Raw genomic sequence first — 26,889 nt, forward strand, 5'->3', positions numbered from 1 at the left:
ACCTCGGCTGTAGGTCGGGAAGAGGTCGGCGATGAGATCCCACCGCGGGTCTGTAAGTTCGTGTCGTCTCGCCATGTATCTCCTCGCAAGTTGTTGCGAGGGCATAGCATAGCGGGCAGCCTTCCCATCAGACAGAGCCTAGGGCCCCGGCGCGACGATCGTCGCGGGTCGAAGCCGCCGCCGAAATCTACGCCCGGTTCCACGGCCGTTGCTTTTGGCATTGTCCGCGCGACCTGGAGATCACCGAGGAGCGCGTGCCGTTCGTGCTCCGCGGTCTGAAGGCGCACGGCGGCCGAGAAGGCTTCCGCCTGGCCGCGGAGCTGGAACGGCTTTTGGCGAGGGTGTGACCCACGCTCGTCGCTCAGTCCGCCAGCTTCCGCAGCACGCCCGGCTGGACGGCCCAGAGCAGGGAGTGGCGCGCCCCGGCGATGGAAGGTCGCCGCACGGCGGCGACGGCGCCCTTCTTGAACTCGAAGGGGAGGGCGTTCGGGGATCCCAGGAGCAGCAGGCTCAGCAGCTCGTCCAGGGCCGGGTTGTGGCCGACGATCATCAGCGGGGGCGCGGGCTGGCGCGAGAGCCAGTCGGCGATCTCGCGGGCGTCGGTCCCGGCGCGGAGGATCGGCTCGACCTCCAGCTTCTTGGACATGCCGAGGCGATCGGCCAGGATCTCGGCCGTCTGGCGGGCGCGGGGCAGGGGGCTGGTGACGATCCGCTTGAGCGGCAGCTCGAGCTCGGCCAGGGCGTCGCCGATCGCCCGCGTCCGCTTCTCCCCCTTGGGGGTCAGCGGGCGTTCGTCGTCGGGGATCTTCGGGGTCCCGGGCTCGACCGCGATGCCGTGGCGGACGATGTAAACTTCCCACATTTCCGATCCGCTCCGTCGCCGGCCGGGCCGCCCGCTCGCTCGTGGACTCGCGTCGTCGGCGCCCCCATAATGGACGACGATCCGGGGGCCGCGCGCGGGCTTGCGGCCCCCTATCAGTACGTATACCATAAAAGACGGCAAATCTCAGGGGTCGCGTCCCGTCTCGTCGCGGCCCGCCCCGGTCGACGCAACCCAACCCCCTGGACGAATCGAGGTCCCGGCATGGCCCAAGCCATCGCGAATCCCGAGGAGATCCGCCGCTTCGCCGCGCGGCTGAAGCAGTTCAACAACGACCTCCTCAACCAGCTCACGGTGATCCACGGCCAGGTCTCCGGCCTGGGCCAGACCTGGCGCGACCGCGAGCACGACAAGTTCGTGGAGGAGTTCGACGCGACGCTCCAGGTCGTCAAGCGGTTCGTCGACACGACCAACCAGCACATCCCGTTCCTGCTCCGCAAGGCGGAACGGCTCGAAGAGTATTTGCAGCAGCGTTGAGCCCGCCCCGTCCCCGGCGCCGAGGCGCGCCGGGGACCCCCGCGCGCACGGTCGCCAGCCTCTCCCCCCGCTCGCCAGGAGCCGTCAGCATGAGCCAGGACGCGAGGGTCTTGTCGGTCCAAGCCCTGAGGGACTTCAAGGGCTCGATGATCAAGTTCGTCGAGGAGGCTCGCGGCGCGCTGTCGGGCGTCGACATGGAGCTGCGCCGGATGCGCGACTGGCTGGAGCGAGACCAGCTCGGCTACTGGCAGATGCAGGTCAAGCGGCGGCAGGAGGCCGTGATGAACGCGCGATCCGAGCTGGCCAAGCGCCAGATCGCCGCCAAGGGGAACAACTCCATCTCGGACACCGAGCAGAAGGAGAACCTGCGCATCGCCATGCAGAAGCTCCGCGTGGCCGAGGAGAAGGTGGCGCTGGTGAAGAAGCTGATCCCCGTGATGCACCACGAGATCGCCGAGTACAAGTCGTGCGCCTCGCCGCTGGGCGACCACCTCTCCGGCGGCTTCGAGAAGTCGATGGGCGTGCTGGAGAAGATGGTCCGCTCGCTGGAGGACTACCTGGCGCTGCAGGCGCCCTCGACCCCGCGGGACGCCCCCGCCGGGACCTCGGCGAGCGCCGGCGGCGCGGCCGCGCCCGCCGCCCCGCCCGCCCCCGCCGCGCCGGCCGCCGAGGGCTGATCCCTCGCGTCTCCCCCGAACCGCGTCATCCATCCGGCAGGGTCGAAGCCATGAGCAGCCATTCCGCCCGCATGCAGCACGCGATGAAGGATCTCCGCGAGAAGTGGGACGTCACCACCGACTACTGGGCCGACCAGGTCGCGCGCGACTTCGAGAAGAACCACCTTGCCCCGGTCGAGAGCCTGGTCAAGCGCGCCATGGTCGGCATGGACAAGCTCTCGGAGTCGCTGGCCAAGATCCGCAAGGCCATGGAGGAGCACTGAGCCTCCCCGCGGCCTCGCCCGTCCCGACACCGCCCCCCCCTACCGGAAGATCGCGATCATGCCCGAGTCACCGCTGATCCAGAAAGAAGTCGCCGCCCTGACCGACCTGGAGGCGTTGATCGCCCGCCGGGCCAAGGGGGAGACCGAGGTCGAGCAGGCCTTCAAGCGCCGTCGCGACCGGGAGGAGCAGGAGCACCGCCAGGCCGCGCAGGAGCTCTCGGCGCGGGGACAGGCCGAGATCACGGCGCTGGAGTCCGAGTACGCCAAGATCCGCGCGGCCATCACGCGCAAGGCGCAGTCGGACTCCCAGGCGGTCGAGGCCGAGTACGCCCAGGCCAAGCAGAAGATCGAGGCCGCGCTGAAGTCGGAGCGGTCGAAGGCCAAGAAGGCCAGCGAGGACTCGCGCTGGCAGTCGCTGGCGATGTACGAGGCGGCGCGCGACAACACCATCAAGCGGCGTAAGTCGCTCGACGAGGCCCTGGCCGTCGCCGGCCACGACCTGGAGCACCTGCGCGACGTCGCCGAGCCGATGCTCGCGCGGCTGGCCAGGATGGTCGGCCCGGAGATCCCCGTCGAGCCGACGACGACCGTCGCCCCGCCGGCCGCCCCCGAGGCCCCCCAGGCCGACGGCGCCGAGCTGCTCGTCCCGCCCGAGCCCAAGGGGGACCCGACCAAGCTCGACCTGCTCCAGGAAGTCATCCGCCGGATCGACGAGGAGCTGCTGGCGCTGGAGTCGCTGAAGCTCCCCAACTTCCTGAAGCTCTCCAACTTCGTCTGGCCGTTCCTGCTGATCGGCGTCGGCGTCGGCGCCGGCGCGGCGTTCGGCGCGGGGCTCGACCCCATGATCGCCGCCGGCGCGGGCGTGGTCGCGGCCGTGGTCGCGGGCGTCGCCGCGTTCATGGTCCTCAAGAAGAAGGCCGGCCCCGCCGTCTCCGCCCACTACTACCCGCTGAAGTACCGCGTCGACGAGGGCGCCCGGCTGTTCGAAGAGGCCGGCGAGTGGATCAAGGCCGACACCGAGGCCCGCCAGAAGCAGGCCGACGAGCGCCGCGAGGAGAATTACCGCGGCGCCGAGGAGAAGGCCAGGGCCCGCGTGGCCGACGCCGAGGAGAAGGCGCGGCAGTCGTACAACGAGGCCGACGCCGTCTACCCCAACCGCCTCGCCGCCATCCAGCAGAAGCGCGACGACGACCTGAGGAAGGCCGACGCCCACTACCCGCCGCGGATCCAGGCCCGCAAGGACCAGCACGCCGCGGAGACCAAGGCCCTCCAGGACCGGATCAAGTCGGAGCGGGGCGCCACGAAGGCCGCCTACGACGCCGCCTGGGCCGACCTCGTCAAGGATTGGACCGACGGCCTGGCCAGAATCGGCGGAGTCGCCGACGAGGTGAACGAAGAGGCCTCCCGCCGGTTCCTCGACTGGGACAGCAAGGACGAGATCGGCGACTGGCGGCCCCCCGAGGAGGTGCCGCCGGCCCTGCCGTTCGGCCGCTTCAAGTTCGCGCTGGAAGACTTCCCCCACGGCCGCCCGACCGACCCCCGGCTCCAGGAGGCCGGTCCGACCGAGTTCGACCTCCCCGCGCTCGTGCCGTTCCCGCACCTGGCCAGCGTCCTGGTCAAGACCGGCGACTCGGGCCGGGCGGAGGCCAACAGGCTCCTCCAGAGCCTCATGCTCCGGTTCCTGACGTCGATCCCGCCGGGCAAGGTCCGGTTCACCATCTTCGACCCCGTCGGCCTGGGCGAGAACTTCGCCGCCTTCATGCACCTGGCCGACTACCAGGAACTCCTGGTCACCAGCCGGATCTGGACCGAGGCCCGCGACTTCGACCAGCGCCTGGAAGACCTCTCCGCGCACATGGAGAACGTCATCCAGAAGTACCTGCGCAACGAGTTCGAGAGCATCGAGGCGTACAACCAGCACGCCGGCGAGGTCGCCGAGCCGTTCCGGATCCTGGTCGTCGCCAACTTCCCGCACAACTTCAACGAGACCGCCGCGCGGCGGCTCCAGAGCATCGTCGCCAGCGGCGCCCGCTGCGGCGTCTACGCCCTGATCTCCGCCGACCCCAAGCTCCCCATGCCGGCCGGGCTCCAGCTCAAGGACCTGGAGGCGGAGTGCGTCAACCTGAGCTGGCGCGACGGCAAGCTCGGCTGGCGCGACGACAACTTCGGCCGGTTCCCGCTCCAGCTCGACTCGATCCCCGGCCCCGGCTACTACAGCAAGCTCATGCACCACATGGGCGAGGCGTCCAAGAACGCCAACAAGGTCGAGGTGCCGTTCGACTGGATCGCGCCGAAGCCCGAGCAGTTCTGGACCTTCGACAGCGGCAAGATCATGGAGGTCCCCCTGGGCCGCGCCGGCGCCACGAAGTACCAGGCGATGACCCTGGGCCGCGGCACCTCGCAGCACGCCCTGGTGGCCGGCAAGACGGGCTCCGGCAAGTCGACGCTGCTCCACGCCCTGATCGTCAACGCCGCGCTGCGGTACGGCCCCGACCAGCTCGAGCTGTACCTGATCGACTTCAAGAAGGGCGTCGAGTTCAAGGTCTACGCCGAGAAGGAGCTGCCGCACGCCAAGGTCATCGCCGTCGAGTCCGAGCGCGAGTTCGGCCTCAGCGTGCTCCAGCGGCTGGACGCCGAGCTGAAGTATCGCGGCGACCTCTACCGCGACCACGGGGCGCAGGACCTCAAGAGCTTCCGCGAGGTGAAGCCCGACTTCCCCATGCCCCGCGTGCTCCTGGTGGTCGACGAGTTCCAGGAGTTCTTCGTCGAGGACGACAAGATCGCGCAGGAGGTGTCGCTGCTGCTCGACCGCCTGGTGCGCCAGGGCCGTGCGTTCGGCGTCCACGTCGTCCTCGGCTCGCAGACGCTCGGCGGAGCCTACTCGGTGGGCCGGGCGACGCTGGGCCAGATGGCCATCCGCATCGCGCTGCAATGCTCCGAGGCCGACGCCCACCTGATCCTCTCGGAGGACAACGGCGCCGCGCGGCTGCTGACCCGCCCCGGCGAGGCGATCTACAACGACGCCAACGGCCTGCCCGAGGGGAACAACCTCTTCCAGGTCGTCTGGCTGACCGACAAGCGCCGGGTCGAGTACCTCCAGGACATGCTGGACCTCGCCCGCGCCCAGAACCGCCCGCCGGCGACCCCCATCGTCTTCGAGGGCAACCTGCCGGCCGACGTCCACAAGAACCCGCTGCTCAACCAGCTCCTGGACGCGGCCGAGTGGCCGGCGGAGTCGCCGCGGTACGAGCAGGCGTGGCTCGGCGACGCCATCGCGATCAAGGACCCGACCGTCGCCGTCTTCCGGCCGCAGTCGGGCGCCAACCTCCTGATCATCGGCCAGAACGGCGAGGCCGCGCTGGCGATGATGATGATGTCGGCGATCGCCATCGCGGCGCAGCACCCGCCCAGGCGGCGGACCGGCGTGAAGCTCTACATGTTCGACGGCTCGCCCGTCGATTCGTACCTGGCCGGCAAGCTCGGCGAGGTCAAGGACTGGCTGCCGCACAACGTGACGAACGTCACCCAGCGCAACCTGGCCGCCTCGATCGGCGAGGTCGCCCGCGAGCTGGACCGCCGCCGGGACAACACGACCGACGCCGAGGAACAGGCCCCGGTCTACCTCTTCGTCTACGACCTCCAGCGCTTCCGCGACCTGAAGAAGGCCGACGACGACTTCGGCTCCTTCTCCAGCAGTTTCGGCGAGGAGAAGGCCCCCTCGCCGGGCAAGCAGTTCGGCGACATCCTCCGCGACGGCCCGACCTACAACATCCACACCGTCGTCTGGATCGACAGCGTCAACAACATGAACCGCATGTTCGACCGCAACACCCTCCGCGAGTTCGAGCTGCGCGTCCTGTTCCAGATGAGCGCCAACGACTCCAGCACGGTGATCGACTCGCCGGCCGCGGGCAAGCTGGGCGAGAACCGGGCCCTCTTCTACAGCGAGGAGGAGAACCGGGTCGAGAAGTTCCGCCCCTACAGCCTCCCCGACCCCGAGTGGGCCGCCGACATCAAGGCCCGCTTCGCCGCCCGCCCCGCCCCCTTCGAGCCCGAGGCCCCGCCCGAGCCCGAGCCGAGCGACGAACCCCCCGCCCCCCGCGAGAACGGCTCGTCCCGCCGCCATGACGACGACGGCTTCCCGCCGTTCCCGAAGTTCGAGGACATCGACGTCCCACCGTCGTTCCCCAGCCTCGACGACCCGGTCGAGACGCCCGCGGAGGAATCCAAGCCCGAGGAGTTCTGAAATCACGTCGCCCCCCCGGCCGCCGCCGAGGGGGGCTCGCCGCCCTCCTGTCCACCCGTCGGCGTCTAGGCAACCCCGGGCCATGTCCTGCAGGACTCGTCTGCTCTACTATCGCCCCGAGGCGCCGAAGCGGCTGACGCCCGCGTCGCTGGCCGCGTTCGCCCGCGAGTTTGCGGCGTTGAAGGCGTCGAAGCCCGGTTTTTCCATCGGTTTTCGGGTCAAGTTCGGCGAATCGATCGACCAGGACGACCGGCCGACGCAGTGGGACGACCCCGAGTCCTGGGCCGTGCGGGAGATCGAGTACGACGCCGAGGGGGACCGCTTCCCGGACCTGGCCCGCATGGCCAAGGCCCTCGACGGCCTGCCCGATCTTCCGATCTACCGGGCCACGCTCCTGCTGGGGGATCTCGCCCGGCCCATGTACGAAGCCCTCCGGCGCGAGCCGTCTGAGGAGAACGAGGCGCAACTCGGCTTCAACTACGGCTGGTCCCTGGAGGCGGGACCGATCGAGTGTTACGACCCGACCGGCTCCCTCCACGTCGGCTGGCTGGCGCTCAGCCTGGCCGGGCAGGGCGACCCCTACCCCTGGACCTATCGCGAACTGATCGCCCGCGCCGAGCACGCCCCCGGCTACGCCTCGGTGCTGGCCCTTTGCCGCCGCGCCTGGCCGGTGGACGGCCCGCCGAAGCCAGGCCGGGAGGTCGTCGAGGGGCGTAAGCTCATGGGCGACCTGTGGCCCTACGACGACCTCCATCGCCCGTTGGACTGGTCCTGGGGCATCCAGGTCCACTGTTGAACCCCCCGGCCGAGGAGCCCGATCCGTGGGGCCCGACGAATTCCCGGTTTGTTATCGCTGGTGGACGTACGTGCCCCGCTCGGCGACCTGGATCGAGCATGCCACGCACGGCTTCAACCTGTTCGAGGGCGCGGCGTGGGTGGTGTTCGCCGGGCTGGTGCTCACGCGATGGGCCCGCCATCGGCGGTCGCGGGTCGAGCCGGTCTACGCCCTGGCCTTCCTCACGTTCGGCCTGACCGACTTCCGCGAGGCCTACGCCCTCGACTCCTGGCTGATCGCGGTCAAGCTGGTTAACCTCATATCTTATACGCGCTGAGGCGGTACGTCATCCGCAACTTTCACCCGGAGAGCCGGCTGTACTGACGGAGGGGCCATGGGCGTAATCCGGCTGGTGAAGCGCGTGAGGAAGCCGCCCCCGCTCACCGACGCGGGGTGGGCCATATGCACGAACCCCAGTCGCATGCTGGCGGCCCTGGGCGGGCGCGCGGACGACCAGTCGCTTCGTCTGTTCGCGGTCGCGTGCTGCCGACGAATCGACGCCCTGATACTGGATGAGCGGAGCAGGCGAGCCGTCGACGTCGCCAAGCGGTGGGCCGATGGCGAGGCTTCCGAGGACGAATTCCTCATCGCCCGAGAGGAAGCGCGGGAGGTCGCGGCGCAAGCTCTTCGAGAGGTTTTCACCTGGTTTGGGACCGGGCCGGCCGCGATGGCGGTCCTGCTGTCGCCGGAATATGGCCGTCATGATAACGCCGCCCACGCGGCCGCCTGGACGCTTTCCAGGGACATGCGTCGGCCGGTAGTGGGTAGTATCCTCCGGGAGGATGTGGATTCCCCCCCCTCGCATGATCCGGCCGCGATGGCATACGCTCACGATGTCCTGGCGGCCCGAGGCCGGCGCTGGCTCCAGGAGGGGGAGGACTGGAAGGCGTTGCTCCCCGACCTGAGGGAGGCGCTGAAGCCCGAGACGCGCGCCCAGTGCGACATCCTCCGCGACCTGTTCGGCGACCACGTCTCGCCGCCGGTCGTGGACCTCGGCCGCGCCTGGGAGGACTGGAACGACGGCTTCATTCCCCAGTTCGCCGAGGCCCTCTATCGGACCGAGAATTTCGCCGAGCTGCCTACGCTGGCCGATGCCCTTGAGGCGTCCGGCTGCGCGGACCCCGCGATCCTCTCGCACCTCCGTCGTCCCGGGCCGCACTGGCCCGGCTGCTGGGCCCTCGAACGCCTCATGGGCCCGAGGGCCCCACGCGCGCCTACGCTCTGCCGGACTTCTCTGCCTGAGGTCGTTCGGTGGGACCCGGCCTTCTAGTCACGATCGCCCGGCCAGGTCCGGCGCCGGCGGCGAGGAAGAGGACGGCGGGGGAGTCGCCGTGGTGGCGGAGCAGGGGGCGGACGGCCTCGGGCTTCAGGTCGGTCGCCCGGTGCTTCACCTGGACGGGGCCGAGGCGCTCGGCGTCGATCAGCTTGCGGAGCCGCTTCAGGTCGAGCGGGTGGACGGAGAGGATCTCGAACGCCTCGAGCCAGGGAGTGGCGAGCAGTTCGTCGGACGTGAGGTAGGGGAGATCCGCCGCGATCCGGCCCAGGCCGTGGGCGCGGGCGAAGGAGTCGAGCAGGCCGGAACGCGACAGCGCCGGGTCGGGCTCGTAAAGCCATCGGCCGATCGGGGCGACGGCGGGGTAATCGTCCGTCGGGTCGCCGGCCCAGGTGACGCCCTCGGGGAGCCTCGTGGCCCGGCGGGGCGACGTGGCCGCGGCGCCGAACCACACGGTCGCCTCCCTGGCCTCCCCCCCCAGGCTGATGATCTCGACCTCGCAATCCAGTCCCTCGGCGAAGCGGGCGAAGTCGCTGGCGGGGCCGAGCTTGATCGCGCCGGCGGGGGCGGATCGCATCAGCGCGCGCAGGAACTCCGGCCCGGGGGCGTAGCCCTCGGCGGCCACGGCGCGGCCCCGGCCCGATGCGCGGCGGTCGGGGTCGACGTGGACCCAGGCGCCGGGGGGGATGGGGAACGCCTCGGCCGTCGCGACGACGGGCAGGACGCGGTCACCCCGGCCGTATGCGTCCGCGTTCCAGGCGACGCGCCGGGCCATGCCGCGGTCGCGGTCGACGGCCAGGACGCGCGAACGCTCGGCCAGCGCGATCGCGTCGCCGCCGACGCCGCAGCAGAGGTCGACCACCACGTCGGACTCGAACCGCCGGGCCTTGTGCGTGGCGACGGCCTCGGCGGTGGCCTGCTCCACGCCGACGGGGTCGAGCCACATGCGGTCGGCGAGCGTATACTTCGCGGCCCCCTTGCGCCGGGCCTCGGCCAGACGCATCGCCGCGGCGACGGCCTCCGGCGCGTGGGCCTTCCGCCACCGCGCGACGTCGGCCGGGCCGGGTGATTTCACGCCCGCGACCGCCTCCAGCAAGCCGCGGCCGGCGTCGGTCGAGAGGACCTCGAACTCGGCGTCGGAGGCGTCGGCGCCCCGCACCCGGCGATCCTGGGTCGAGCGTTTCGTGTCGTCCGCGTAGAATGTCATTTTGATGTTGCCGCCCACGGTTCGGCGGAGACGCCGATCCCCGCGGTTGATAGCATGGAAGGACTCGGTGGCGTCAATTCCATGAAGGCATCGAGGGCTCGTGGGCGATGCACTGGAAGAAGAACCGGATCGTAAATCCCCACGCAAAGGCCGAGATCGTCCAACGCGGTGAGTGCCCTGGGTGTGGGATCGGCGTCAAGTTCTACTACGGCGAAAACACGGAGCAATGCTGCCCCGATTGCAGGAAAGAGCCGGCGGAAGAACGGCCCGAAGAGATCATCGTGAGGAGACGGAAGCATCGGCGGCCATAAGTGTCAGTGTGTTTTGGAGTAGGCATTTCGTTGATGTTTTGCCGGATGGCAGGCCCTGGCGGCACCTCGTGACAGGGGCGTTCCCCGAGATTCCAGGGTGCCGGACGTCGAACCGAAGAGTTGGAGCCGATCGTTGAGCCTCGTCGAGCCATTGTACCCGCCGGTCCCGCCGATCGCCCGCGAGCCGCTCTCGATCGGGGGCGTTTCGATCCCCTCGCGGTTCTTCCTCGCCCCGCTGGCCGGCTACACGAGCCTGGCCTTCCGCCTGGCCGTGCGCTCGCTGGGGGGCCTTGGCCTGGCGACGACCGACCTGGTCAACGCCCGATCGCTGATCGAGATGCGCCGGCGGGCGCTGGAACTCTCGGAGACCAGCCCGGCCGACAAGCCGCTGTCGATCCAGATCTACGGCCAGGTCGCGCCCGAGATGGAGCAGGCGGCGCGGTACGTCGCGACGCACGGCGCGACGATCGTGGATATCAACATGGGGTGCCCGGTCCGCAAGGTGGTGCGGATCGGCGGCGGCTCCGCCCTGATGAACGAGGCCGACCGCGCGACAGAGCTGGTCTCCGCCGTGGTCGAGGCCGCGGGCGTGCCGGTGACGGTCAAGATGCGCCTGGGCTGGGACGAGACCTCGCTGACGGCGCCGGCGCTGGCGAGGGCGTTCGAGCGGATCGGCGTGGCGGCGGTCATCATCCACGGCCGGACGCGGGCGCAGGGGTTCTCCGGCAAGGTCGACCGCGACGGCATCAAGGCGGTGGTCGACGCGGTGGACTCCATGCCGGTGGTCGCCAACGGCGACGTCCGCTCGATCGCCGACGCGGCCTCGATGATGGAGGAGACCGGCTGCGCCGCGGTGTCGATCGGCCGCGGCGCGCTGGCGAACCCGTTCTTCTTCCGCCAGCTCGACCACTGGGTCCGCCACGGCGAGCCCGGCCCCGACCCGACGTTCGACGAGCGGCTCGACTTCATGTCGATCCACTTCCACGGCCTGCTGGAGCGCCGGGGCGAGCACTTCGCCTGCCTCCAGTTCCGCAAGATCCTCAAGTGGTATTACCACTTCACGAGGATGCCCAAGAAGTTCTACCTCGAACTCATCAACCTGCGATCGTCCGAGGTCTTCGACAACACCGTCGCCCTGGTCCGCGCCGAGGGCCCCAGCGCCCCGCTCCCGGGGCACTTCGAGGCCCACGTCCCGGTCCCCTCCGGCCCGATCGAGAACTGGTGAGGGGGCGGGCCGGCCGTCGCGTCAGCCCCGGGCGATCATGTCGCGGGCGTAGAGCGAGGCGCCCAGGATGCCGGCGTCGTCGCCGAGGGCGGCGGGGACGAACTTGATGACCCGGTCCGGGTCGGTGATGATCTGGATCCGGGCGGAGGACTCGATCAGGTCGACGAAGGGCTGGCCCAGCGCCTCGGTCACGCCGCCGCCGATGATGACGACCTGGGGGCCGATAACGTTGACCAGGCCGCCGAGCCCCACGCCGAGGTAGTACGCGGCGCGCTCGACCTCGCGGATGGCGATCGGGTCCTTGTCGCGGACGGCCTGGGCCAGGTCGCCGCTCTTGAGGCGCCCCTTGCGCTGGATCTTCTCGCCCAGCGGGTAGCCCCGCTTCTTCGACGCCTTGACGAGGCGGTTGGCGATGGCCGTCTTGCTGGCGAGGGCCTCCATGCAGCCGTTGGCGCCGCAGCCGCAGCGCGGGCCGCCGACCTTGACGACGACGTGGCCGATCTCGCCGGAGTTGTTCGTCGCCCCCTTGACGATCTTGCCGTCCATGATGAGGCAGCCGCCGATCCCCGTGCCGACGAACGCGGCGAGGATGTCGGAGTAGCCCCGGCCGGCGCCGAGGATGAACTCGCCGTAGCCGCCGACGCTCACGTCGTTGTCGACCCGCGTCGGGACGCCGAGCGCGGCCGACAGCTCCGGGCCGATCGGGTAGTTCCTGACGTTCAGGTTGGCGCTGTGGAGGATCACGCCGCCGCCGGTGTCGAGCGGGCCGGGGGAGCCGATCCCCGCCGCGGCGAGGTCCCCGCGGGTCAGGCCGGCCCCGGCGAGCGCCTCGTCGACGCACTCCAGCATCGCCTTGAGGATCGCCGGGCCCCCTTCCTTGGCGGGGGTGGGGCGCTTACCCCGGCCGAGGACCCGGTTGTCGGCGGCGACCACGCCCGCCATGATCTTCGTCCCGCCCAGGTCGACGCCGACCACGGGACGCCCGCCGCCGATTTCAATCATCAGCTTCCTCTCCAGGCCCTGCTCGCGACCGCGGCGCATCGCCGCCTCCGTCGTCCGGCCATTTTACCGGACCGATCGCCGGCGCGTAAGCCGTTCCGGCCGGGATCGATGGAGGGGGCCGGTTGGCCGGGTCAGACGGCCGGGGCGTTCTTGCCCACGCCGCGGAGCGGGTCGGCGCCGAGGCCGCCGGGGAGGGGGCGGGGCGGGGGGCGGTGGGGGAGCGACGGCTGGGTCTCGACGCGCCGCGCCTTGGTCAGGTCGACGCGGCGGTCGGACACGTCGACCTCGAAGCGGTGGTCGCCGGCGAGCTGCATCGGCAGCTTGACGGTGAACGTGCTGCCGCGGCCGAGCTGGCTGCGGAGGTGGATCTCGCCGCCGAGCAGCCGGGCCAGCTCGCGGACGATCGACAGGCCCAGGCCGGTCCCCTGGTGCTCGCGGGTCAGCACGTCGTCGGCCCGGCCGGGCGCCTTGGCCTGGCGGAACTTCTCGAAGACCGCCTCGCGCTCCTCCTCCGCGATGCCGATGCCGGTGTCCTCCACCTCCAGGACCACGAACCGCCCCTCGGCGCGGGCGCGGAGCGTCACGCGGCCCCCCTCGGGCGTGAACTTGATGGCGTTGGAGAGGAGGTTGTAGAGGATCTGGCGGATCTTGCCCGGGTCCTGACGCAGGAGCGGGATCGCCTCGTCGATCCGGCATTCCAGCGCCACGTCCTTGCGCTCGGCCATCGGCCGCGACAGGTTCGTCAGCGCCTCGCAGACGTCGCGGATCGAGAAGTCCTCGCCGCGGACCTCCATCTTGCCGCTCTCGATCTTCGCCAGGTCGAGGACGTCGTTGATCATCCCCAGGAGGATCTTGCCCGACGCCTGGATGTTGACGACGTACCGCTGCTGCCGCTCGTTGAGGTTCGGGTTGCCGTTGAGCACCTCGGAGAAGCCGATGATCGAGTTCAGGGGCGTGCGCAGCTCGTGGCTCATGGTGGCCAGGAAGTCGCTCTTGATGCGGTTCATCTCGTAGAGCGCCATGTTGGCCTGGGCCAGCTCGTCCACCTTGCGGTCGAGGTCGTTGTTGACGTCGCGCAGCTCCTGCTGCATGGCCACCAGGTTGTGGAGCATGCGGTTGAAGGCGTGCGAGAGGTCCTCGAACTCGTCGCCGGTCTGGATCTGGCTGCGGATGTTCAGCCGGCCGGCGGCGATGGCGTCCGAGACGTCGCGCAGGTGCTTGATCGGCTTGACGATGATGTAGCGGACGATCATCGCCGAGGCCAGGATCGCCAGCACCGTCGTCACCAGCGCCGCGGCGATCAGCACGGCGCGGTTGCTGTTGATCGCCAGGCGGGTCTGCTCCATGGGCACCCGGACCACCACGGCCCCGGCGAGGTCGCCGGCCCGGACCGGGACGCTGCGGAGGCCGTCGGGCGCCGGCCGCCAGAGGTGGTTGTCGATGTGGACCTTCCCCGCGCCGAAGTCGTCCAGCGCCGCGTCCTCGCGGCTGTGGCAGTCCACCAGGCAGCTCGGCTTGAAGGTCACGGCCTGGACGTACTGGTATTCCTGCTCCTTGGGGCCGTTGACGATCCGCCCCTCCCACATCCGCGTGCCGTCGGCGAAGGTGTACTCGTTCGGCCTCGCCCCCCCCGCGGCGACGATCGCCTCCTCCGCGGCCGACGCCTTGAGGAACCGCGCCAGCGCGGAGCGTTCGAAGTCGTCCTCGGGGTTCTTGGCGTCGTCCTTGGGGTCGCGATAGGCCCGCAGCACCCGCGCCTTGATGTTCGGCGCCTCGTCGGAGCCGGGCTTGAGGTCCCGGAACAGTGCGTCGATGATCGGCTCGAAGAAGTAGTTCCCCAGCTTCTTGTAGTGCAGGTTCATCAGCGTGGGGTTGACGGCCATGCGGGCCGTCTGGGTCGTCTGGTTGCGCACCAGGGTCTCGGTCTTGACCCCGTACATGAAGAAGCTGCCGACGACCAGCAGGAACAGCCCCAGCCCGAAGATGAAGCGACACTTGCGCTCCAGGCTGGTCTCGCCGAGCAGGTGCTTGAAGCTGCGATAGGACACCGGTCGTTCCCTCTACCGTGCCGCGGGGCGTCGACCGCGGCGCGGCGACGAGGCCGGGTCGCGCGGGTCCGTGTTCGAGGCGCTGCTTCGTTCTTACCAGTGGGGCCATCACGATGGGAACATGTAGTCTAATCGGCGCGGCCGTTCCAGGCCAGTCGGAGAGCGCCGAGAGAGAATCGCGACGCCGAGACGCTCCGCTCCATTCCCCGGCCTTCGGGCCGGCTCGGCCTGACGACGCCCCTGAACTCCCTCCCCGTGGATCGCCCGACCCCCGCCGCGAGCAGGCGCGTGTTGCGTTTTGTCATCATTCGTGGCGGTGTTCGCGGACTTCTGTTATTGGTTTCGAGTCGGCCGGTGTTCCGAACGAGGCGAAGTCGAGGCACCCCGAATGAAACCGCGCGACCAGGAATGGGACGTGGCCGTGATCGGAGCCGGCATGGGCGGGGGCACGGTGGGCCACGCCCTCGCGGAGCAAGGTTATCGAGTCCTCTTCATCGAGCGCGGCGCGAGCGAGTTCGGGCGCCGTCCGTCGCCGTCCAGCCAGCCCGATGATCCCGACGACCGTCTCCGCGACGGGCGCTGGCCGACGAAGATCACGTCGAGCGTCGACGGCGTGACGAGGAGGTTCTTCGCCCCGATGGGCTGCGGCGTCGGCGGTTCGACGCTGCTCTATCCCGCGGCCCTGGAGCGGTTCCGTCGCTCGGACTTCCATCCGACCGAGGAGGACCGGCCCGGCGTCGCCTCCTGGCCGATCTCCTACGATCGGTTCCTGCCCTACTATGAAAGGGCGGAGCGGCTGTACCGGGTCCGCGGGACCCCGGACCCCCTCGATGCCGACGACGATGGGCGCGCCCTCCTCGAGCCGTGGCCGCTGAACGCGATCGACTCGAATCTGTTCGAGCTGCTCAAGGGGCGGGGGCTGCACCCCTACCAATCCCATCTCGCCGCCAAGGGCGTCGAGCGGTGCGACCTGTGCCCGGGGCGGGTCTGCCACAGATCCTGCAAGAACGACTCGCGGAGCATCTGCGTCGAGCCCGTCGCGAACAACGGCCGGTGCGAGGTGCTGGACCACTGCGAGGTGACCCGGCTGGAGGCGGATCGAAAAGCCGTCCGGAGCGTGCTCTGCACGCGCAAGGGCCGCGAGCTGCGGATCCGCGCGAAGGTCGTCATCCTGTCGGCGGGGGCGTACATGTCCCCCAAGCTCCTGCTCGCCTCTCGCAACGAATTCTGGCCCCGGGGCGTCGGCAACGACCGCGACCAGGTCGGTCGCCACATCATGTTCCACCTCATGAGCCTCGTGGCCATCTGGCCGTCGCGGAAGTTCAAGGACGCCAGCCCGAGCAAGTCGATCGGCCTGCGCGACTTCTACAGCCACGAGGGCCATCGGCTCGGGCTCCTGCAATCGATGGGAGTCGCGGCGGGCTACGGGAATATCGTGTACGCGATGCGCAACAACCTCGAACTTTCCCGGCTCCGGGGCAATCGCCTCGCGTGGCACCTCCTGCGCGTCCCCGCCTTCGCCGCCTCCCGCGTCCTCGGGCGGGCGGCCGTGTTCGCCGCCGTCATCGAGGACCTCCCCTACCCGGAGAATCGCGTCGTCCTGGATCCCGGCGAGCCGAGCGGCATCCGCGTGGAATATCGGGTGAGCGACGAACTGCGGCGGCGGGACCGGCTGTTCCGCGACCTGCTCAAGAGGCGCCTGAAGGGCGTCCGGTCGATGTTCCTGAATCGGGAGCTGGCGCTGAACTACGGCCACCCATGCGGCTCCTGCCGCTCCGGGACCGACCCGGCCACGAGCGTGGTCGATCCGAGCAACCGCGTCCATGGGCTCGCCAACCTCTACATCGTCGACGGCTCCTTCATGCCGAGCAGCGCGGGGGCCAACCCGGGCCTGACGATCGCGGCGAACGCGATCCGAGTCGGCGACATCATCCATCGACGGCTGGCGGCCGCGGAGCGCGTCGAGCCCGCGTTCGCGGTCGCCTGATCCATCCCGTGAATCCGCGAGACGAGACCTCGCGCGGGGCCAACCCGCCCGCCGCCGGCCTTCGGGGGCGTCGTCCGGTCCGTCCCGCCATGCGCCCGGCCTGTCGCGAACGTGACGCCAGGCGAGGGCGCCGCCCGGCTGTTCCCCTTTTACCGCGTCAGGGATATCAAGGAGCATGGCCGTAAATCAGTCGCATGGCCCGCCGGGGAGGGGCGGCGGTTTCAGGTTTTCCCACTTTTTCGAGGTTACCCGACCGGCCTGGCCGGTGGTCGGCGTAACCTATTGTCCAGGAGGGGTTAGCGGGCGGGCGTTCGTCGAATCTGGCGTTCTGGGCCGATCCTTGCTACAATGAATAATCATTCTTGATCGCCGGTGGACTAGAGCATCGTTGAATACCGCTCGCAGCCTGGACGGAAGGACGCGGCCGTGGCGAATACCCAGACCGACGACTTACCCCCCCTCGACGTCAAGGAATCGCCCGAGGACAAGTTCCGCGAATTCCTGGAGATCCGCGGCGAGAAGCTCACGGACCCCCGGCGCACGCTCGTCCAGCACATCTTCAGCACCCACAAGCACTTCGACGCCGACGAGTTGGTCCGCGACCTCCACGACGCCGGCCACGCCATCAGCCGATCGACCGTCTATCGCACGCTCCGCCTGCTGGTCGAGTCCGGCCTGCTGCGCGAGCTTCGGCTGACGAACCGCTCGGCCTACGAGCACGACTACGGCTACCCCGCCCACGATCACCTGCACTGCACGAGCTGCAACCGCGTGATCGAGTTCCGCAACGACGAGTTGCTGAAGCTCTGCGAGGAAGTCGGCCGCGCCCGCGGCTTCCGCGTCACCGGGCACCGCTTCCTCATCGAAGGCGTCTGCTCGGACTGCGACCGCTCCCACAGCCCCAGGCGGCGGCTGGATCTGATCTAACAGGCGGGGACGGCATCGGTCGCGCGATCGTGAACCGTCGCGGCCTCCACAATCCGGCGACCCCCGCCCGGCCCTTCGGGCCACCCTCTCCCGGGGGGAGAGGGGACGCGCGCCCCACGCTCGATGGGCGGGTCGCGCGCGTCCCGCGTCGGCTCATTCCATGTAGCCTAGATCCATGAGCCGCTGTTCGAGGATCGCCTGCTCTTCCTCGGTGAACTCGAACGCGGGCTGGTGGGGGCCGGCGATCGGCTGGGTGGAGGGGTCGTCCAGGCGCTCGATGGGCTTCGGGCGGTAGGTGCCGATGGGGCAGCCGTCCATGTGGGGCGGGACGGGGAGGCCCAGGAGGCTAAGCACGGTCGGCGCGGCGTCGATGAGGCGGGCGCGGAGGTTCCGGCCGGGGGCGAACCCGCCGCCGGCGATGGCCACGACCCCCTCGGGGCGGTGGGTGCCGGTGAGGTTGGGATCCTCGTGGACCCACTCGCCGGGGGCACCGCCGGCCAGCTTGGAGCGGACCCAGAAGGGGCCGTCGGGCAGGGCGATGAGGTCCGGGTAGCCTTCGCGCGCCGGGTCGATGCCGTAGGCCTCGGCCGTGGCGATGATCTTCGGGAACAGCTTCCGGCCGGTCTCGGGATGGCGGGCCTCGTCGAGCGCCTGGAAGGCGGCGGCGCGGGCCTCGTCGACCTCGCGCGGGGTGAACAGCGCGGCGGCGTGGCGGGTCGTGCCGCGCCGGGCCGGCGAGTTCACGTAGATCATCGCCGCCGTGTCCTGGTGCGGCGCGAACGCCATCGTCCGCGACCAGTCGAACGGGAACGAGCCGGCGACCGACTGGTCGAACGACGCCGACCGCGCCGTCGGGTCGCTCCGCTTGGCCTTCCAGAGCCGCGCGCGGTCGACGGCCTGCCGGCCGCGGCGGGCGAGCCGGCTCACCGGCCCCGCGGCGCGGGCGACCCCGGCGTCGAGGAGGATCCGATTGACGTCGATCCGCCCCTCGCACGGGCCGAAGCCGTGGTCGCTGACCACCATGATCCCCGCGCCCCGGGCGGAGGCCAGCTCGCAGAGCATGCCGATGGCGCGGTCGAGCCCGCGCATCACGTCGGCCGCCGCGGCGTTCCACTCGGGGTCCTCGATCCCGGTCCCGTCCACGTTCAGGTGCCGCCAGGCGCGGTGCTGGAACGGGTCCAGGTTCTGGAACTGGACCATCAGGGCGGACCAGTCGGGGTACATCCGGTCGGCCAGCAGCCCCCCCTTGGCGCGGCCGAGGAAGCTCTCGACGGTGGAGCGGGCGTTGACCTGGAGTTCCTCCAGCGACCGGGGCGCGCGCTTCCAGAAGTAGCGGAGGGTGTAGTCCGGGACCTCGGCCTTGAGCCGCTCGGCGAACTCGGGCGAGCCCTGGAGCGCGGCGTCGAGGTGGGGGGCGTCCATGCCGGAGACGACCACGCCGTCGACCTTCGGCGGCGGGAAGAGGCCGGGGACGTTCAGGCAGGCGCAGCGGCGGCCGGCGTCGGAGAGGATCTTCCAGATGGTCGGGACGCGGACGCGGCCGAAGTGGTTGACCTTCATCCGGTCGGCGGCGGCGTCGTAGTAGCGATGGTCGAAGACGCCGTGCCGCGAGGGGACGCAGCCGGTGGACATGGAGGTCCAGGCGGCGGTGGTCACCGGAGGGTCGACCGACGTGAGGACGCCGTGCGCGGCCGATCCCAGCAGGGCGTCGAGGTTCGGCATGACGCCCCGGGCCCGCATGGGGTCCAGGACGCTCCAGGTCGCGCCGTCGAGGCCGAGGATCAGTAGACGATCGAGGTGTGCCGCCATGCGCCTTGGCCCTTCGCGTCGTGGATCGTGGGGATGGGGGAGCCGTCGACCGCCGTGTCGACGCGCAGCTCGCGGCCGGCCGCCGCGATGGGGACGGAGACCGCCTCGGCCCCGACCTCCACGCTGAATTCCGAGCGGTAATAGCCGGCGATCGCCTGCCGCTCCCCCTTGGAGCGGTAGAGCATGCCGAGCCGCCGCCGGAGCCGCTGGCGGGGCGGGATCGCCGCCTCGGACGCGGCCAGGAAGGCGTCGTAGCCGGCGACCAGGGCGCGGGCGCGGTCCTGGAAGTCGACCGGGGCGGGGCCCTTGATCCCCATCGCCATGACCGAATGGGGGAACGCGCGGACCCCTTGCGCGCCGACGATCCGGGCGTCGTACGGCCGCATCATCCGCTTCAGGCAGCTGGGCGTCATGCGCCAGTAGTCGTCCGGGTAGGCGTGGATCCGGAAGTTCAGCGGCGAGGTGAAGACGAAGATCCCCCCCGGCGCCAGGACCCGGAAGACCTCGTCGAAGGCGCGACGGATCTCGAAGACGTGTTCGAAGGTCTCGATGCAGAGGACCGCCCCGACGGAGCCGTCGGCCATCCCGATGGCCGAGACGTCCTCGATCCGGTCGACCCCGGGGCCCGGCCGCATGTCGCAGCCGATGAACGCCTTGCCGGCGAACATCCCCCGGAGGTCGGCGTAGCCCTCCTGGCCATCGACCTGGTACGACCCGAACTCGACCACCGGCGCGGGGCAGTCGAAGTTCTCGGCCACAAGGCGGCAGAACGCCTTGTTGTGGTCTCGCATCGTCGTTGCTCCTCCATGAGCCGTTGTGGTCGCGAGCCGGGGCCGCGGCGCCCGAGGCGAAACCACCCCGAAAATCGGGGCGATCTTAGGCGCGTGCCGGAATTCGGTCAACCGCAAGTCGGCGAGGGCCGGCGGTCCGGGCGGGGCGGCGCGGGCGCAGGACGCCCGGCGACCGGGCCCGACCCTCGATTTCTCCCGTTTGTCGCCACGACATGCCTGCCGGGCGTTTATCATGGATGCGAGCCCTCCGCCGGGCGGGCCGACGAATCGCCCCTCGGGGCGGGTAGCTCCTCCACGGAGGTTATGCATGAATCGTTATGCGTTGCCCCTCGAAGAGGTCCGCCGGCTCGCGGCGCTCTTCCAGGGCCACCTCGCCTCGCTGGGCATCGCCCGGGAGGTCGAGGTCGGCCGGTACGTCGAACCGGGGTTCGACACCTACGGCGCCGCCGATCCGGACGCCTGGGACTACGACGACTACTCGCTCACGATCCCGGACGCCCCCGGGGTGGTCGAGGAGCACGGGCCCGGTTTCGTCGCGGGGCTAGGCGACCCGGACACCGGCTACCACCTGGACCGGGGGCACCTGGTCATCGTGCGGAAGCGGGGGCGTTAGCGTCCGTCGCCGGGATCGAACGCCGCTCATGTCTCCCTCGGGCCTTGTGGCGCGCCATCCCAGGGGATACAAGGGCGATTGGCCCCTCGTGATCCCCGGCCTCGACCGCGCGGGAGAACATGGACGCTCCGAACCCCCTCCATCCGCTGAGCGGGCTGTCAGGCCGGTACGGGGCGATCCTGATCGACCCGCCGTGGCGGTTCCAGAATCGCACGGGGAAGGTCTCGCCGGAGCATCGGCGGCTGCGGCGGTACGAGACGATGACGTTCGCGGAGATCGCGGCGATGCCCGTCGGCGACTTCGCGCTGCCCCGCAGCCACCTCTACCTCTGGACGCCCAACGCCCTGCTCCCGGAGGCGCTGGCGATCATGACGGCGTGGGGGTTCGCCTACAAGACGAACCTCGTCTGGCTGAAGGTCCGCAAGGACGGCGGGCCGGACGGGCGGGGGGTCGGGTTCTACTTCCGCAACGTCACCGAGATGATCCTGTTCGGCGTGCGCGGCAAGCTCCGCACCCGCGAGGCGGGGCGCAGGCAGACCAACGCGATGGTCGCGCGGAAGCAGGAGCACTCCTGGAAGCCCGACGACCAGTACCGCATCATCGAGGAGTGCAGCCCGGGGCCGTATCTGGAGCTGTTCGCGCGTCGTCGCGTCCCCGGCTGGACCTGCTGGGGCGACCAGGCCGAGACCTACGAGGAGGCCCGGCCGGTCGTGAAGGGATACAACGGCGACGTCCGGCGTCACTGAGCAGTCCGCGCGCCCCTCAGCCCTCGCGACGGCGGTCGAGGGCGAAGTAGGGCTGGCGGGTCTTCCACGCGCCTCGGGTGAAGTCGGGGAACTCGACCGGCCGGTTCTCCTTGATCGATCGGCCCGAGAGGTCGACCACGGCGCTCATGACGACGGAATCATGCACGTCCAGCGGCGTCGGCCGTCGGGCGGCGACCGAGTCGACGAACAGCCGGAGCATGAGGGGGTCGGTCCCCATGTGGCCGCCGGTGGAGCCCTGGCTCCAGAAGCGGTGGTTGTACTTCTCCTCGTAGGGGGCCCAGGGCTCCCACGCCTCCGCGGCCGGGGAGACGCCGTCGAGGTAGATCGACGCCTTCTCTTCGTCGTAGACGCCCCGGGTGCCGGCGGCCAGCCAGCGGTTGGCGTAGGGGCGCGGGAGCTTGGTGTCGAGGTTGACGACGATCGTCTTGCCGTTGGCCGTCTTGAGGATCGACGTGACCACGTCCCCCTGCGAGAACGCCCTGGTGGCGTTGGGATGGTCGGGGCCAAATTCGCGGCGGACGAAGTCGTTGACGCCCCGGGCCGCCGTGGCCGCGGAGTAGATCTCGGTGAAGCGGTCGCCGGCGTTGATGTCGAACCAGCTGACGATCGGCCCCAGGGCATGGGTGGGGTAGTAGTTGCAGTTCAGCCCGCGCTCGGCGATGTAGCGGTTCCGCCAGGTGTCGCCGCGGCCGTCGGCCTTGTAGCTCCCCGGGACGCCGTAGTGCGAATAGGCGCAGTGGCCGTGCATCATCTCGCCGAGCATGCCCAGGCGGATCATGTTCAACAGCGCGAGGTTGTCCCGCCGGAAGCTCCAGTTCTCGAGCATCATGCAGGGGACGCCGGTCCGCTCGGCCGTCTCGACCAGCCTCCAGCAGTCGTCGACGGTCATCGCGATGGGGACCTCGCAGCCGACGTGGATGCCCGCCTCCAGCGCGGCGGCGCTCATCTCGGCGTGGGAGTCCCAGTAGGTGGCGATGATGACGGCGTCGGGCTTCTCCCGCGCGTACACCTCGCGCCACGCGCGTTCGTCCTCGGCGTAAACCTTCGGGGCGGGGGCGCCGGCGTCGGCGCAAATCTTGGCGGCGGCCTCGGCGCGGTCCCGGTAGAGGTCGCAGACGGCGACGACCTCGGCGTTCGGGAGGCGGCAGAGGCTCCGCAAGAGGCCCGTCCCGCGCGAGCCGACGCCGATGACCGCGATCCGAGCCTTGCCGCCGGGCCGTCCCTCGTCCGGCTCGTCGGCGGGGGCCGCGCCCGCCAGGAGCGGGGCGACGGAGAGGGCGGCGGGGCCGGTTTTCAGGAAGTCGCGTCGTTTCATGGCTGGGGACCGGTCGGCATGGACGAGTGGAAATCTCGCTGCATGCCGACCAGTGTCGCGCGTCGCCGGGGGTCGGTCAACGTCCCGGCGGGGGGAGCGGGTCTTCCGAGGTCAGCGGGATGACCGGGCCGGTCGGGGCCGGATCCTCGTCCAGCGGCGGCAGGACGCGGCCGGTCCCGATGGTCGGCCCCGGGGGGGCCACGCGGGACGAGCTGAACGTCGGCGCGGGGGCGGCGTCGGGCAGGGCGGGGGGGGCCACGAGTTCGTCCAGGGGCAGGGCCGGCGCGGCGGCGGGGGCGAGGGCCGGCGCGGCCATCGGGGCGTCGGCGGCGTTCGCGACGGCGGCGGCCGGCAGGCCGGAGAGGCGTAGCTGGAGGTTCTCCAGCACCGCGTGGAGCTGGCGGACGGAGGCGTCGCAGCCCTGGGGGTTGCCCGAGTACGAGAACGGCTGCGCGGTCAGGCGGCCGAGCCGGCGTTCGAAGACGACGACGTGGACTTCCTCGACGTAGTCGCCCGAGGGGACGCCGCAGTGGCCCCGGTTGCGGCCCAGCTCGCCCGAGGCGACCAGGTCGGCCAGCGGCTTGACGTCGGCCGGGGAGAGGCGGTGGACCCCCTCGGAGTCGATGACGGTGCCGTCCGCGTACACCTGCATGAACATGCCGAACCGGCCGCCGTCGTTGGAGCGGCCCAGGGCGACGCGCGTCAGCAGCGGGTCGGCCTCGGTGGCGGCGCTGCTGACGCGGGCGCGGGGGGCGATCGGCGGCGCGGAGTTGGCGTCGGCGGCCTCCGGGGTGCTCGGGCCGGGGCCCGTCGGGGAGGCCGGCGGCGCGACGGCCGTCCGGGGGGCGGCGGGGGGGATGAAGTTGTCGCCGCCGCCAGAACCGGCGCGGTCCGGTCCGGGTCCGGCCCCCGGCCCGTGGTCGTGATCATGGTTGTGCCCGCCCGGGGCGCCCGGCCGCGGCTTGCCGAACGGCGAGGCGGGCTTGCCGGCGGGGGCCTTCGAAGAGTTCGAGCCCCCCATGCGGAAGAGACGGCCGAAGAGACCGGGCTCGTCGGCCCCCGCGGCGGGCGAGAGGGCGAGGACGGCCCCCAGGCTCGCGGCCGTGACGCTCCAGCCGAGACGTTGCGCGCGCATCGCCGACCTCCTGTCGGTCCGGCCGGCCCGGCCCGTTCGCTGGGCCGATCCGCCGGGTCGATCCTGGTTTCAGAACGACACCACGCGGTAGACCTCCTCCACCGTGGTGACCCCTTCCAGGATCTTATCGACCGCCGACTGCTTCAACGTTCGCATTCCCAGGTCGACCGCCACGCGACGCAGCACGTCCCGGGGGATCTGCTGGAAGATCAGGTCGCGCAACTCCTCGCCCACCATCATGATCTCGAACACGCCGGTCCGGCCGAGGTAGCCGGTCTGGAAGCAGGCCGGGCAGCCCGTCCCGCGGTGGAGCTGGATCCCCCGGTGCTCGTCCGGGTCCAGCTCCAGCGACAGCAGCAGCTGCTCGTCCGGCTCGTAGGCGACGCGGCACTTGGGGCAGATCTTGCGGACCAGGCGCTGGGAGGCGATGGCCAGCAGGCTGCTGGAGAGCTGGTAGCCGGGGATGCCGAAGTTGTACAGGTTGCTGATGGTGCTGGGGGCGTCCGAGCCGTGGAGGGTGCTGAAGACCAGGACGCCCGTCAGCGCGGCGCGGATCCCGATCCGGGCGGTCTCCTCGTCGCGGATCTCGCCGATCATGACGACGTTGGGGTCCTGCCGCAGCAGGGCGCGGAGGCCGTCGCTGAAGGTCATCTCGCCGACGCCGGAGCCGGCCTGGGTCTGGTTGACGCCGGGCATCCGGTGCTCGATGGGGTCCTCGATCGTCATCACGTTGCGCAGCGGCGAGTTGATCCGCTCCAGGCAGTTGTACAGCGTGGAGGTCTTGCCGGCGCCGACCGGCCCGGCGACCAGGATGGCGCCGTAGGGCTGGGTGATGAGGCGGTCCATCGTCTCGGCCTGGGCCTTCGACATCCCCAGGTGGGCGAAGCCGACGACGTCGGTGAGGACCTCGTGGATCCGGATGACGATCTTCTCGCCGTAGATCGTCGGGAAGGTGGCGACGCGGAGGTCGCGGGGCCTGCTGTTGTAGACGATCGTGATCCGGCCGTCCTGGGGGTGCCTGCGCTCCACGATGTTGAGGTCGGCCATCACCTTGACGCGGCTGAGGACGGCCGCGGTGGTCGCCGAGTCGATGAACAGGATGTCCTGGAGCTGGCTGTCGATCCGGTAGCGGACCCGCAGGCCGTTGTCCAGCGAGTCGAAGTGGATGTCGGTGGCGCGGCAGTCGATGGCGCGCTCGAGGATCTGCCCCACCAGCGCCGGGACCGGCACGACCTGCGAGATCTCCTGCAACTCCTTGCGGACGTCGCGCTGGATCTGGCCGCGATCCGGGAGGGCGACGATCTCGGCGGCCTTGCCCTCGGCCTCGTCGGCCCCCTTCTCCGCGGTCGGCGGCGACGGGGATTCGGCCAGCGCGCTGAGGCGTTCGAAGGCGAGCTGGTTGAGCCGCTCCGGGGAGATGAGGTTCATCTCCAGGACGGCCTGGGCGAACCCGCGGCCGTTCGCCTCGGCGAAGCGGCGGGCCTCGGCCACCTGGCCCTCGGTGAGGACGCCGCTCCGGACCAGGGCGACGGCGAGCGCCGCGTCCTGGGTGGAGGGCTCGGCCGGGGCCGTCGTGGCGGTGCTGGGTTCCATCGGGGGGCCTCTCGGTTCGCCGATATGTGGCCGGCGCGGCGACTTCGTCGCCCGGGCGGGACGCCGATCGGGGTGGTCGGGGGCGGCCGCGCGCCTCCCCGACGCCCGGCCCGCATTGTTCATCATAATCGAGGCGCGCACAAGACGGAGATCGCGGCGCGACGGCCCGACTTGCGGCCCGCGGCGATTTGCGGTATTCGACGGTCGACGTCGTCGATCGCGATCCCCACGGAGCCCCCCCATGATCAGGCTTTCGCCCGCCGGCCGGGCCGACGCCTCCTCGTTACTGGCCTGCGTCGCCATCCTGGCGGTCGGGGCGTTCGCGCCCGAGCACGACTGGCTGCGCGCCGCCCGGGGGGAGGCCCGGATCGGCCGCGAGATCGGGGGCCTGGAGACGCGGGGCTACTACGAGGCCATCATCGACGCCAACCGCGGCCCGGCCGCCGCCCCCGCCCTCGACGCGCCGCCGCCGGGATGGGTCCCGTTCGGCGCCGCCGGGATCGTGGAGCCGTCGCCCACCTACCTGCGCTGGGCGATGCGGCCGAACCTCGACGTCATCTGGAACGGCATCCCGTTCCGCACCAACTCCCGGGGCTATCGCACGCCCGAGGTGGCGATCCCCAGGCCCGAGGGCGTCTATCGGGTCGTCGTCTTCGGGTCGTCGAACACGATGGGCCACGGCGTCGGCGACGACGAGGCGTACCCCCGGCTGATCGAGCCCTGGCTCGACCGGGCGACCGATCCGGGCGTCCGCGTGGAGGTGGTCAACCTCTCCGTCTCCGGCGACTCCCCCTCGCGGCGGCTGGCCCGGATGACCGAGGAGGCCGCCGCCTACCAGCCCGACTGGATCCTCTGCGACGCCTCCGTCCTGGACGTCGCGCTGGAGGAGATGCACCTGGAGGCCGTGATCCGATCCGACCCCCGGCCCGAGATCCCCCCCGCGTTGGGTTACGTCCGCGAGGCCCTCGACCGCGCGATGGTCTCCCCGACCGACTCGGCGGACGTCTTGCGGAAGAAGCTCCAGCGCGAGGCCGGCTCGCTGCTGGAAGGGGCCTTCGCGGGATGGGCCCGGATCGCGCGGGAACTGGATACGCCGATGACGGTCGTCGTCATCCCCCGCGCCGACGCGAAGCTGGACAACCCGGCCCTGAGCGAGTTCATCCGCGCCGCGGTCCGTCGCGAGGGCCTGGACCTCCTGGACCTGGGCGACGCCTTCCGCGACCTCTCGCCCGAGGAGTTCCGCGTCTCTCCCTGGGACAAGCACCCCAGCGTCCGCGGCCACCGCGCCATCTTCGAAGCCTTCCGCGCCGCCGTGGCGGAGCGAGGCACCCTGCCGGGGCTGAGCCTGGCGGAGTGAGCGGGGCGCGGCCTGCCTGGATGGCGAGCGGCCGAGGCTCGAAGCGAGCATGATCCCCCCTTCTCCCCTCGTGGGCGAAGGTGCCCCGGAGGGGCGGATGAGGGGGGCGTAATCGAGAGGCGTTAGCGAAGGAAAGGCTTTTGTGGTGGGG

22 protein-coding genes are annotated in these 26,889 nt (G+C 70.7%); 13 read left to right on the forward strand and 9 right to left on the reverse strand.

What is annotated here, in order from left to right:
* Nucleotides 1-361: 361 nt before the first annotated feature.
* Nucleotides 362-862 (reverse strand): phosphohistidine phosphatase SixA, encoded by a 501-nt coding sequence (gene sixA / locus WG209_RS18905; RefSeq protein ID WP_337176641.1) that lies wholly within the window; start codon nucleotides 860-862, stop codon nucleotides 362-364.
* Nucleotides 863-1,084: 222 nt separating this feature from the next.
* Here sixA and WG209_RS18910 point away from each other — a divergent pair, with 222 nt between their 5' ends.
* From WG209_RS18910 to WG209_RS18940, 7 genes are all read left to right on the forward strand, one after another.
* On the forward strand, nucleotides 1,085-1,357 hold the full coding sequence (locus tag WG209_RS18910; RefSeq protein WP_337176642.1) for a WXG100 family type VII secretion target: 273 nt from the start codon (nucleotides 1,085-1,087) through the stop codon (nucleotides 1,355-1,357).
* Between the two features lie 89 nt (nucleotides 1,358-1,446).
* Complete coding sequence (locus WG209_RS18915) at nucleotides 1,447-2,034, forward strand: hypothetical protein (RefSeq protein ID WP_337176643.1); 588 nt, start codon at nucleotides 1,447-1,449, stop codon at nucleotides 2,032-2,034.
* Between the two features lie 50 nt (nucleotides 2,035-2,084).
* Nucleotides 2,085-2,297: a hypothetical protein gene (locus WG209_RS18920; RefSeq protein ID WP_337176644.1), complete on the forward strand. Its 213-nt coding sequence runs from the start codon at nucleotides 2,085-2,087 to the stop codon at nucleotides 2,295-2,297.
* Between the two features lie 58 nt (nucleotides 2,298-2,355).
* Complete coding sequence (locus tag WG209_RS18925) at nucleotides 2,356-6,543, forward strand: FtsK/SpoIIIE domain-containing protein (protein ID WP_337176645.1); 4,188 nt, start codon at nucleotides 2,356-2,358, stop codon at nucleotides 6,541-6,543.
* Nucleotides 6,544-6,625: 82 nt separating this feature from the next.
* Nucleotides 6,626-7,339, forward strand: coding sequence for a hypothetical protein (locus tag WG209_RS18930; protein ID WP_337176646.1), 714 nt, complete (start codon nucleotides 6,626-6,628; stop codon nucleotides 7,337-7,339).
* A 25-nt stretch (nucleotides 7,340-7,364) separates the two neighbouring features.
* Nucleotides 7,365-7,655 carry a hypothetical protein gene (locus tag WG209_RS18935; protein WP_337176647.1) on the forward strand — a complete coding sequence of 97 codons (291 nt, stop codon included), beginning with the start codon at nucleotides 7,365-7,367 and terminating at the stop codon, nucleotides 7,653-7,655.
* A 540-nt stretch (nucleotides 7,656-8,195) separates the two neighbouring features.
* On the forward strand, nucleotides 8,196-8,648 hold the full coding sequence (locus tag WG209_RS18940) for a hypothetical protein (RefSeq protein WP_337176648.1): 453 nt from the start codon (nucleotides 8,196-8,198) through the stop codon (nucleotides 8,646-8,648).
* On the opposite strand, the gene WG209_RS18945 is transcribed toward WG209_RS18940, so the two are convergent.
* Nucleotides 8,593-9,858 (reverse strand): class I SAM-dependent methyltransferase, encoded by a 1,266-nt coding sequence (locus WG209_RS18945; RefSeq protein ID WP_337176649.1) that lies wholly within the window; start codon nucleotides 9,856-9,858, stop codon nucleotides 8,593-8,595. The two genes, WG209_RS18940 and WG209_RS18945, sit on opposite strands and share 56 nt — an antisense overlap.
* 444 nt (nucleotides 9,859-10,302) lie before the next feature.
* Between WG209_RS18945 and dusB the strand changes: the two genes are divergently transcribed.
* Nucleotides 10,303-11,394 (forward strand): tRNA dihydrouridine synthase DusB, encoded by a 1,092-nt coding sequence (gene dusB / locus WG209_RS18950; protein WP_337176650.1) that lies wholly within the window; start codon nucleotides 10,303-10,305, stop codon nucleotides 11,392-11,394.
* Nucleotides 11,395-11,415: 21 nt separating this feature from the next.
* On the opposite strand, the gene WG209_RS18955 is transcribed toward dusB, so the two are convergent.
* Together WG209_RS18955 and WG209_RS18960 are read right to left on the reverse strand one after the other, a co-directional pair.
* Entirely contained in the window at nucleotides 11,416-12,435 is a 1,020-nt protein-coding gene (locus WG209_RS18955; RefSeq protein WP_337176651.1) for an ROK family protein, read from the reverse strand.
* Nucleotides 12,436-12,527: 92 nt separating this feature from the next.
* Nucleotides 12,528-14,444 carry an ATP-binding protein gene (locus WG209_RS18960; protein ID WP_337176652.1) on the reverse strand — a complete coding sequence of 639 codons (1,917 nt, stop codon included), beginning with the start codon at nucleotides 14,442-14,444 and terminating at the stop codon, nucleotides 12,528-12,530.
* A 388-nt stretch (nucleotides 14,445-14,832) separates the two neighbouring features.
* Here WG209_RS18960 and WG209_RS18965 point away from each other — a divergent pair, with 388 nt between their 5' ends.
* Nucleotides 14,833-16,431, forward strand: a complete 1,599-nt coding sequence (locus WG209_RS18965) for a GMC family oxidoreductase (RefSeq protein ID WP_337176653.1) — start codon at nucleotides 14,833-14,835, stop codon at nucleotides 16,429-16,431.
* 426 nt (nucleotides 16,432-16,857) lie between these two features.
* On the forward strand, nucleotides 16,858-17,358 hold the full coding sequence (locus WG209_RS18970; protein ID WP_337176654.1) for a Fur family transcriptional regulator: 501 nt from the start codon (nucleotides 16,858-16,860) through the stop codon (nucleotides 17,356-17,358).
* Between the two features lie 153 nt (nucleotides 17,359-17,511).
* Here the strand turns inward: WG209_RS18970 and WG209_RS18975 are convergent, their stop codons facing one another.
* Nucleotides 17,512-19,167 carry an alkaline phosphatase family protein gene (locus tag WG209_RS18975; protein WP_337176655.1) on the reverse strand — a complete coding sequence of 552 codons (1,656 nt, stop codon included), beginning with the start codon at nucleotides 19,165-19,167 and terminating at the stop codon, nucleotides 17,512-17,514.
* Nucleotides 19,140-19,958: a methyltransferase domain-containing protein gene (locus WG209_RS18980; protein WP_337176656.1), complete on the reverse strand. Its 819-nt coding sequence runs from the start codon at nucleotides 19,956-19,958 to the stop codon at nucleotides 19,140-19,142. The genes WG209_RS18975 and WG209_RS18980 overlap by 28 nt, the downstream gene beginning before the upstream one ends.
* A gap of 307 nt (nucleotides 19,959-20,265) precedes the next feature.
* On the opposite strand from WG209_RS18980, the gene WG209_RS18985 reads away from it, so the two are divergent.
* Nucleotides 20,266-20,571, forward strand: coding sequence for a hypothetical protein (locus tag WG209_RS18985; protein WP_337176657.1), 306 nt, complete (start codon nucleotides 20,266-20,268; stop codon nucleotides 20,569-20,571).
* Between the two features lie 119 nt (nucleotides 20,572-20,690).
* Nucleotides 20,691-21,317 carry an MT-A70 family methyltransferase gene (locus WG209_RS18990; protein WP_337176658.1) on the forward strand — a complete coding sequence of 209 codons (627 nt, stop codon included), beginning with the start codon at nucleotides 20,691-20,693 and terminating at the stop codon, nucleotides 21,315-21,317.
* A gap of 16 nt (nucleotides 21,318-21,333) precedes the next feature.
* Here WG209_RS18990 and WG209_RS18995 read toward each other — a convergent pair whose 3' ends face one another.
* From WG209_RS18995 to WG209_RS19005, 3 genes are all read right to left on the reverse strand, one after another.
* On the reverse strand, nucleotides 21,334-22,653 hold the full coding sequence (locus WG209_RS18995) for a Gfo/Idh/MocA family oxidoreductase (RefSeq protein ID WP_337176659.1): 1,320 nt from the start codon (nucleotides 22,651-22,653) through the stop codon (nucleotides 21,334-21,336).
* A 76-nt stretch (nucleotides 22,654-22,729) separates the two neighbouring features.
* Nucleotides 22,730-23,788, reverse strand: coding sequence for a hypothetical protein (locus tag WG209_RS19000; RefSeq protein WP_337176660.1), 1,059 nt, complete (start codon nucleotides 23,786-23,788; stop codon nucleotides 22,730-22,732).
* Between the two features lie 69 nt (nucleotides 23,789-23,857).
* Nucleotides 23,858-25,381 carry a GspE/PulE family protein gene (locus WG209_RS19005; protein WP_337176661.1) on the reverse strand — a complete coding sequence of 508 codons (1,524 nt, stop codon included), beginning with the start codon at nucleotides 25,379-25,381 and terminating at the stop codon, nucleotides 23,858-23,860.
* Between the two features lie 241 nt (nucleotides 25,382-25,622).
* On the opposite strand from WG209_RS19005, the gene WG209_RS19010 reads away from it, so the two are divergent.
* On the forward strand, nucleotides 25,623-26,738 hold the full coding sequence (locus WG209_RS19010) for a GDSL-type esterase/lipase family protein (RefSeq protein WP_337176662.1): 1,116 nt from the start codon (nucleotides 25,623-25,625) through the stop codon (nucleotides 26,736-26,738).
* Nucleotides 26,739-26,889 lie beyond the last annotated feature (151 nt).

This window comes from Paludisphaera sp., assembly GCF_037189885.1.
Classification (GTDB): domain Bacteria; phylum Planctomycetota; class Planctomycetia; order Isosphaerales; family Isosphaeraceae; genus Paludisphaera.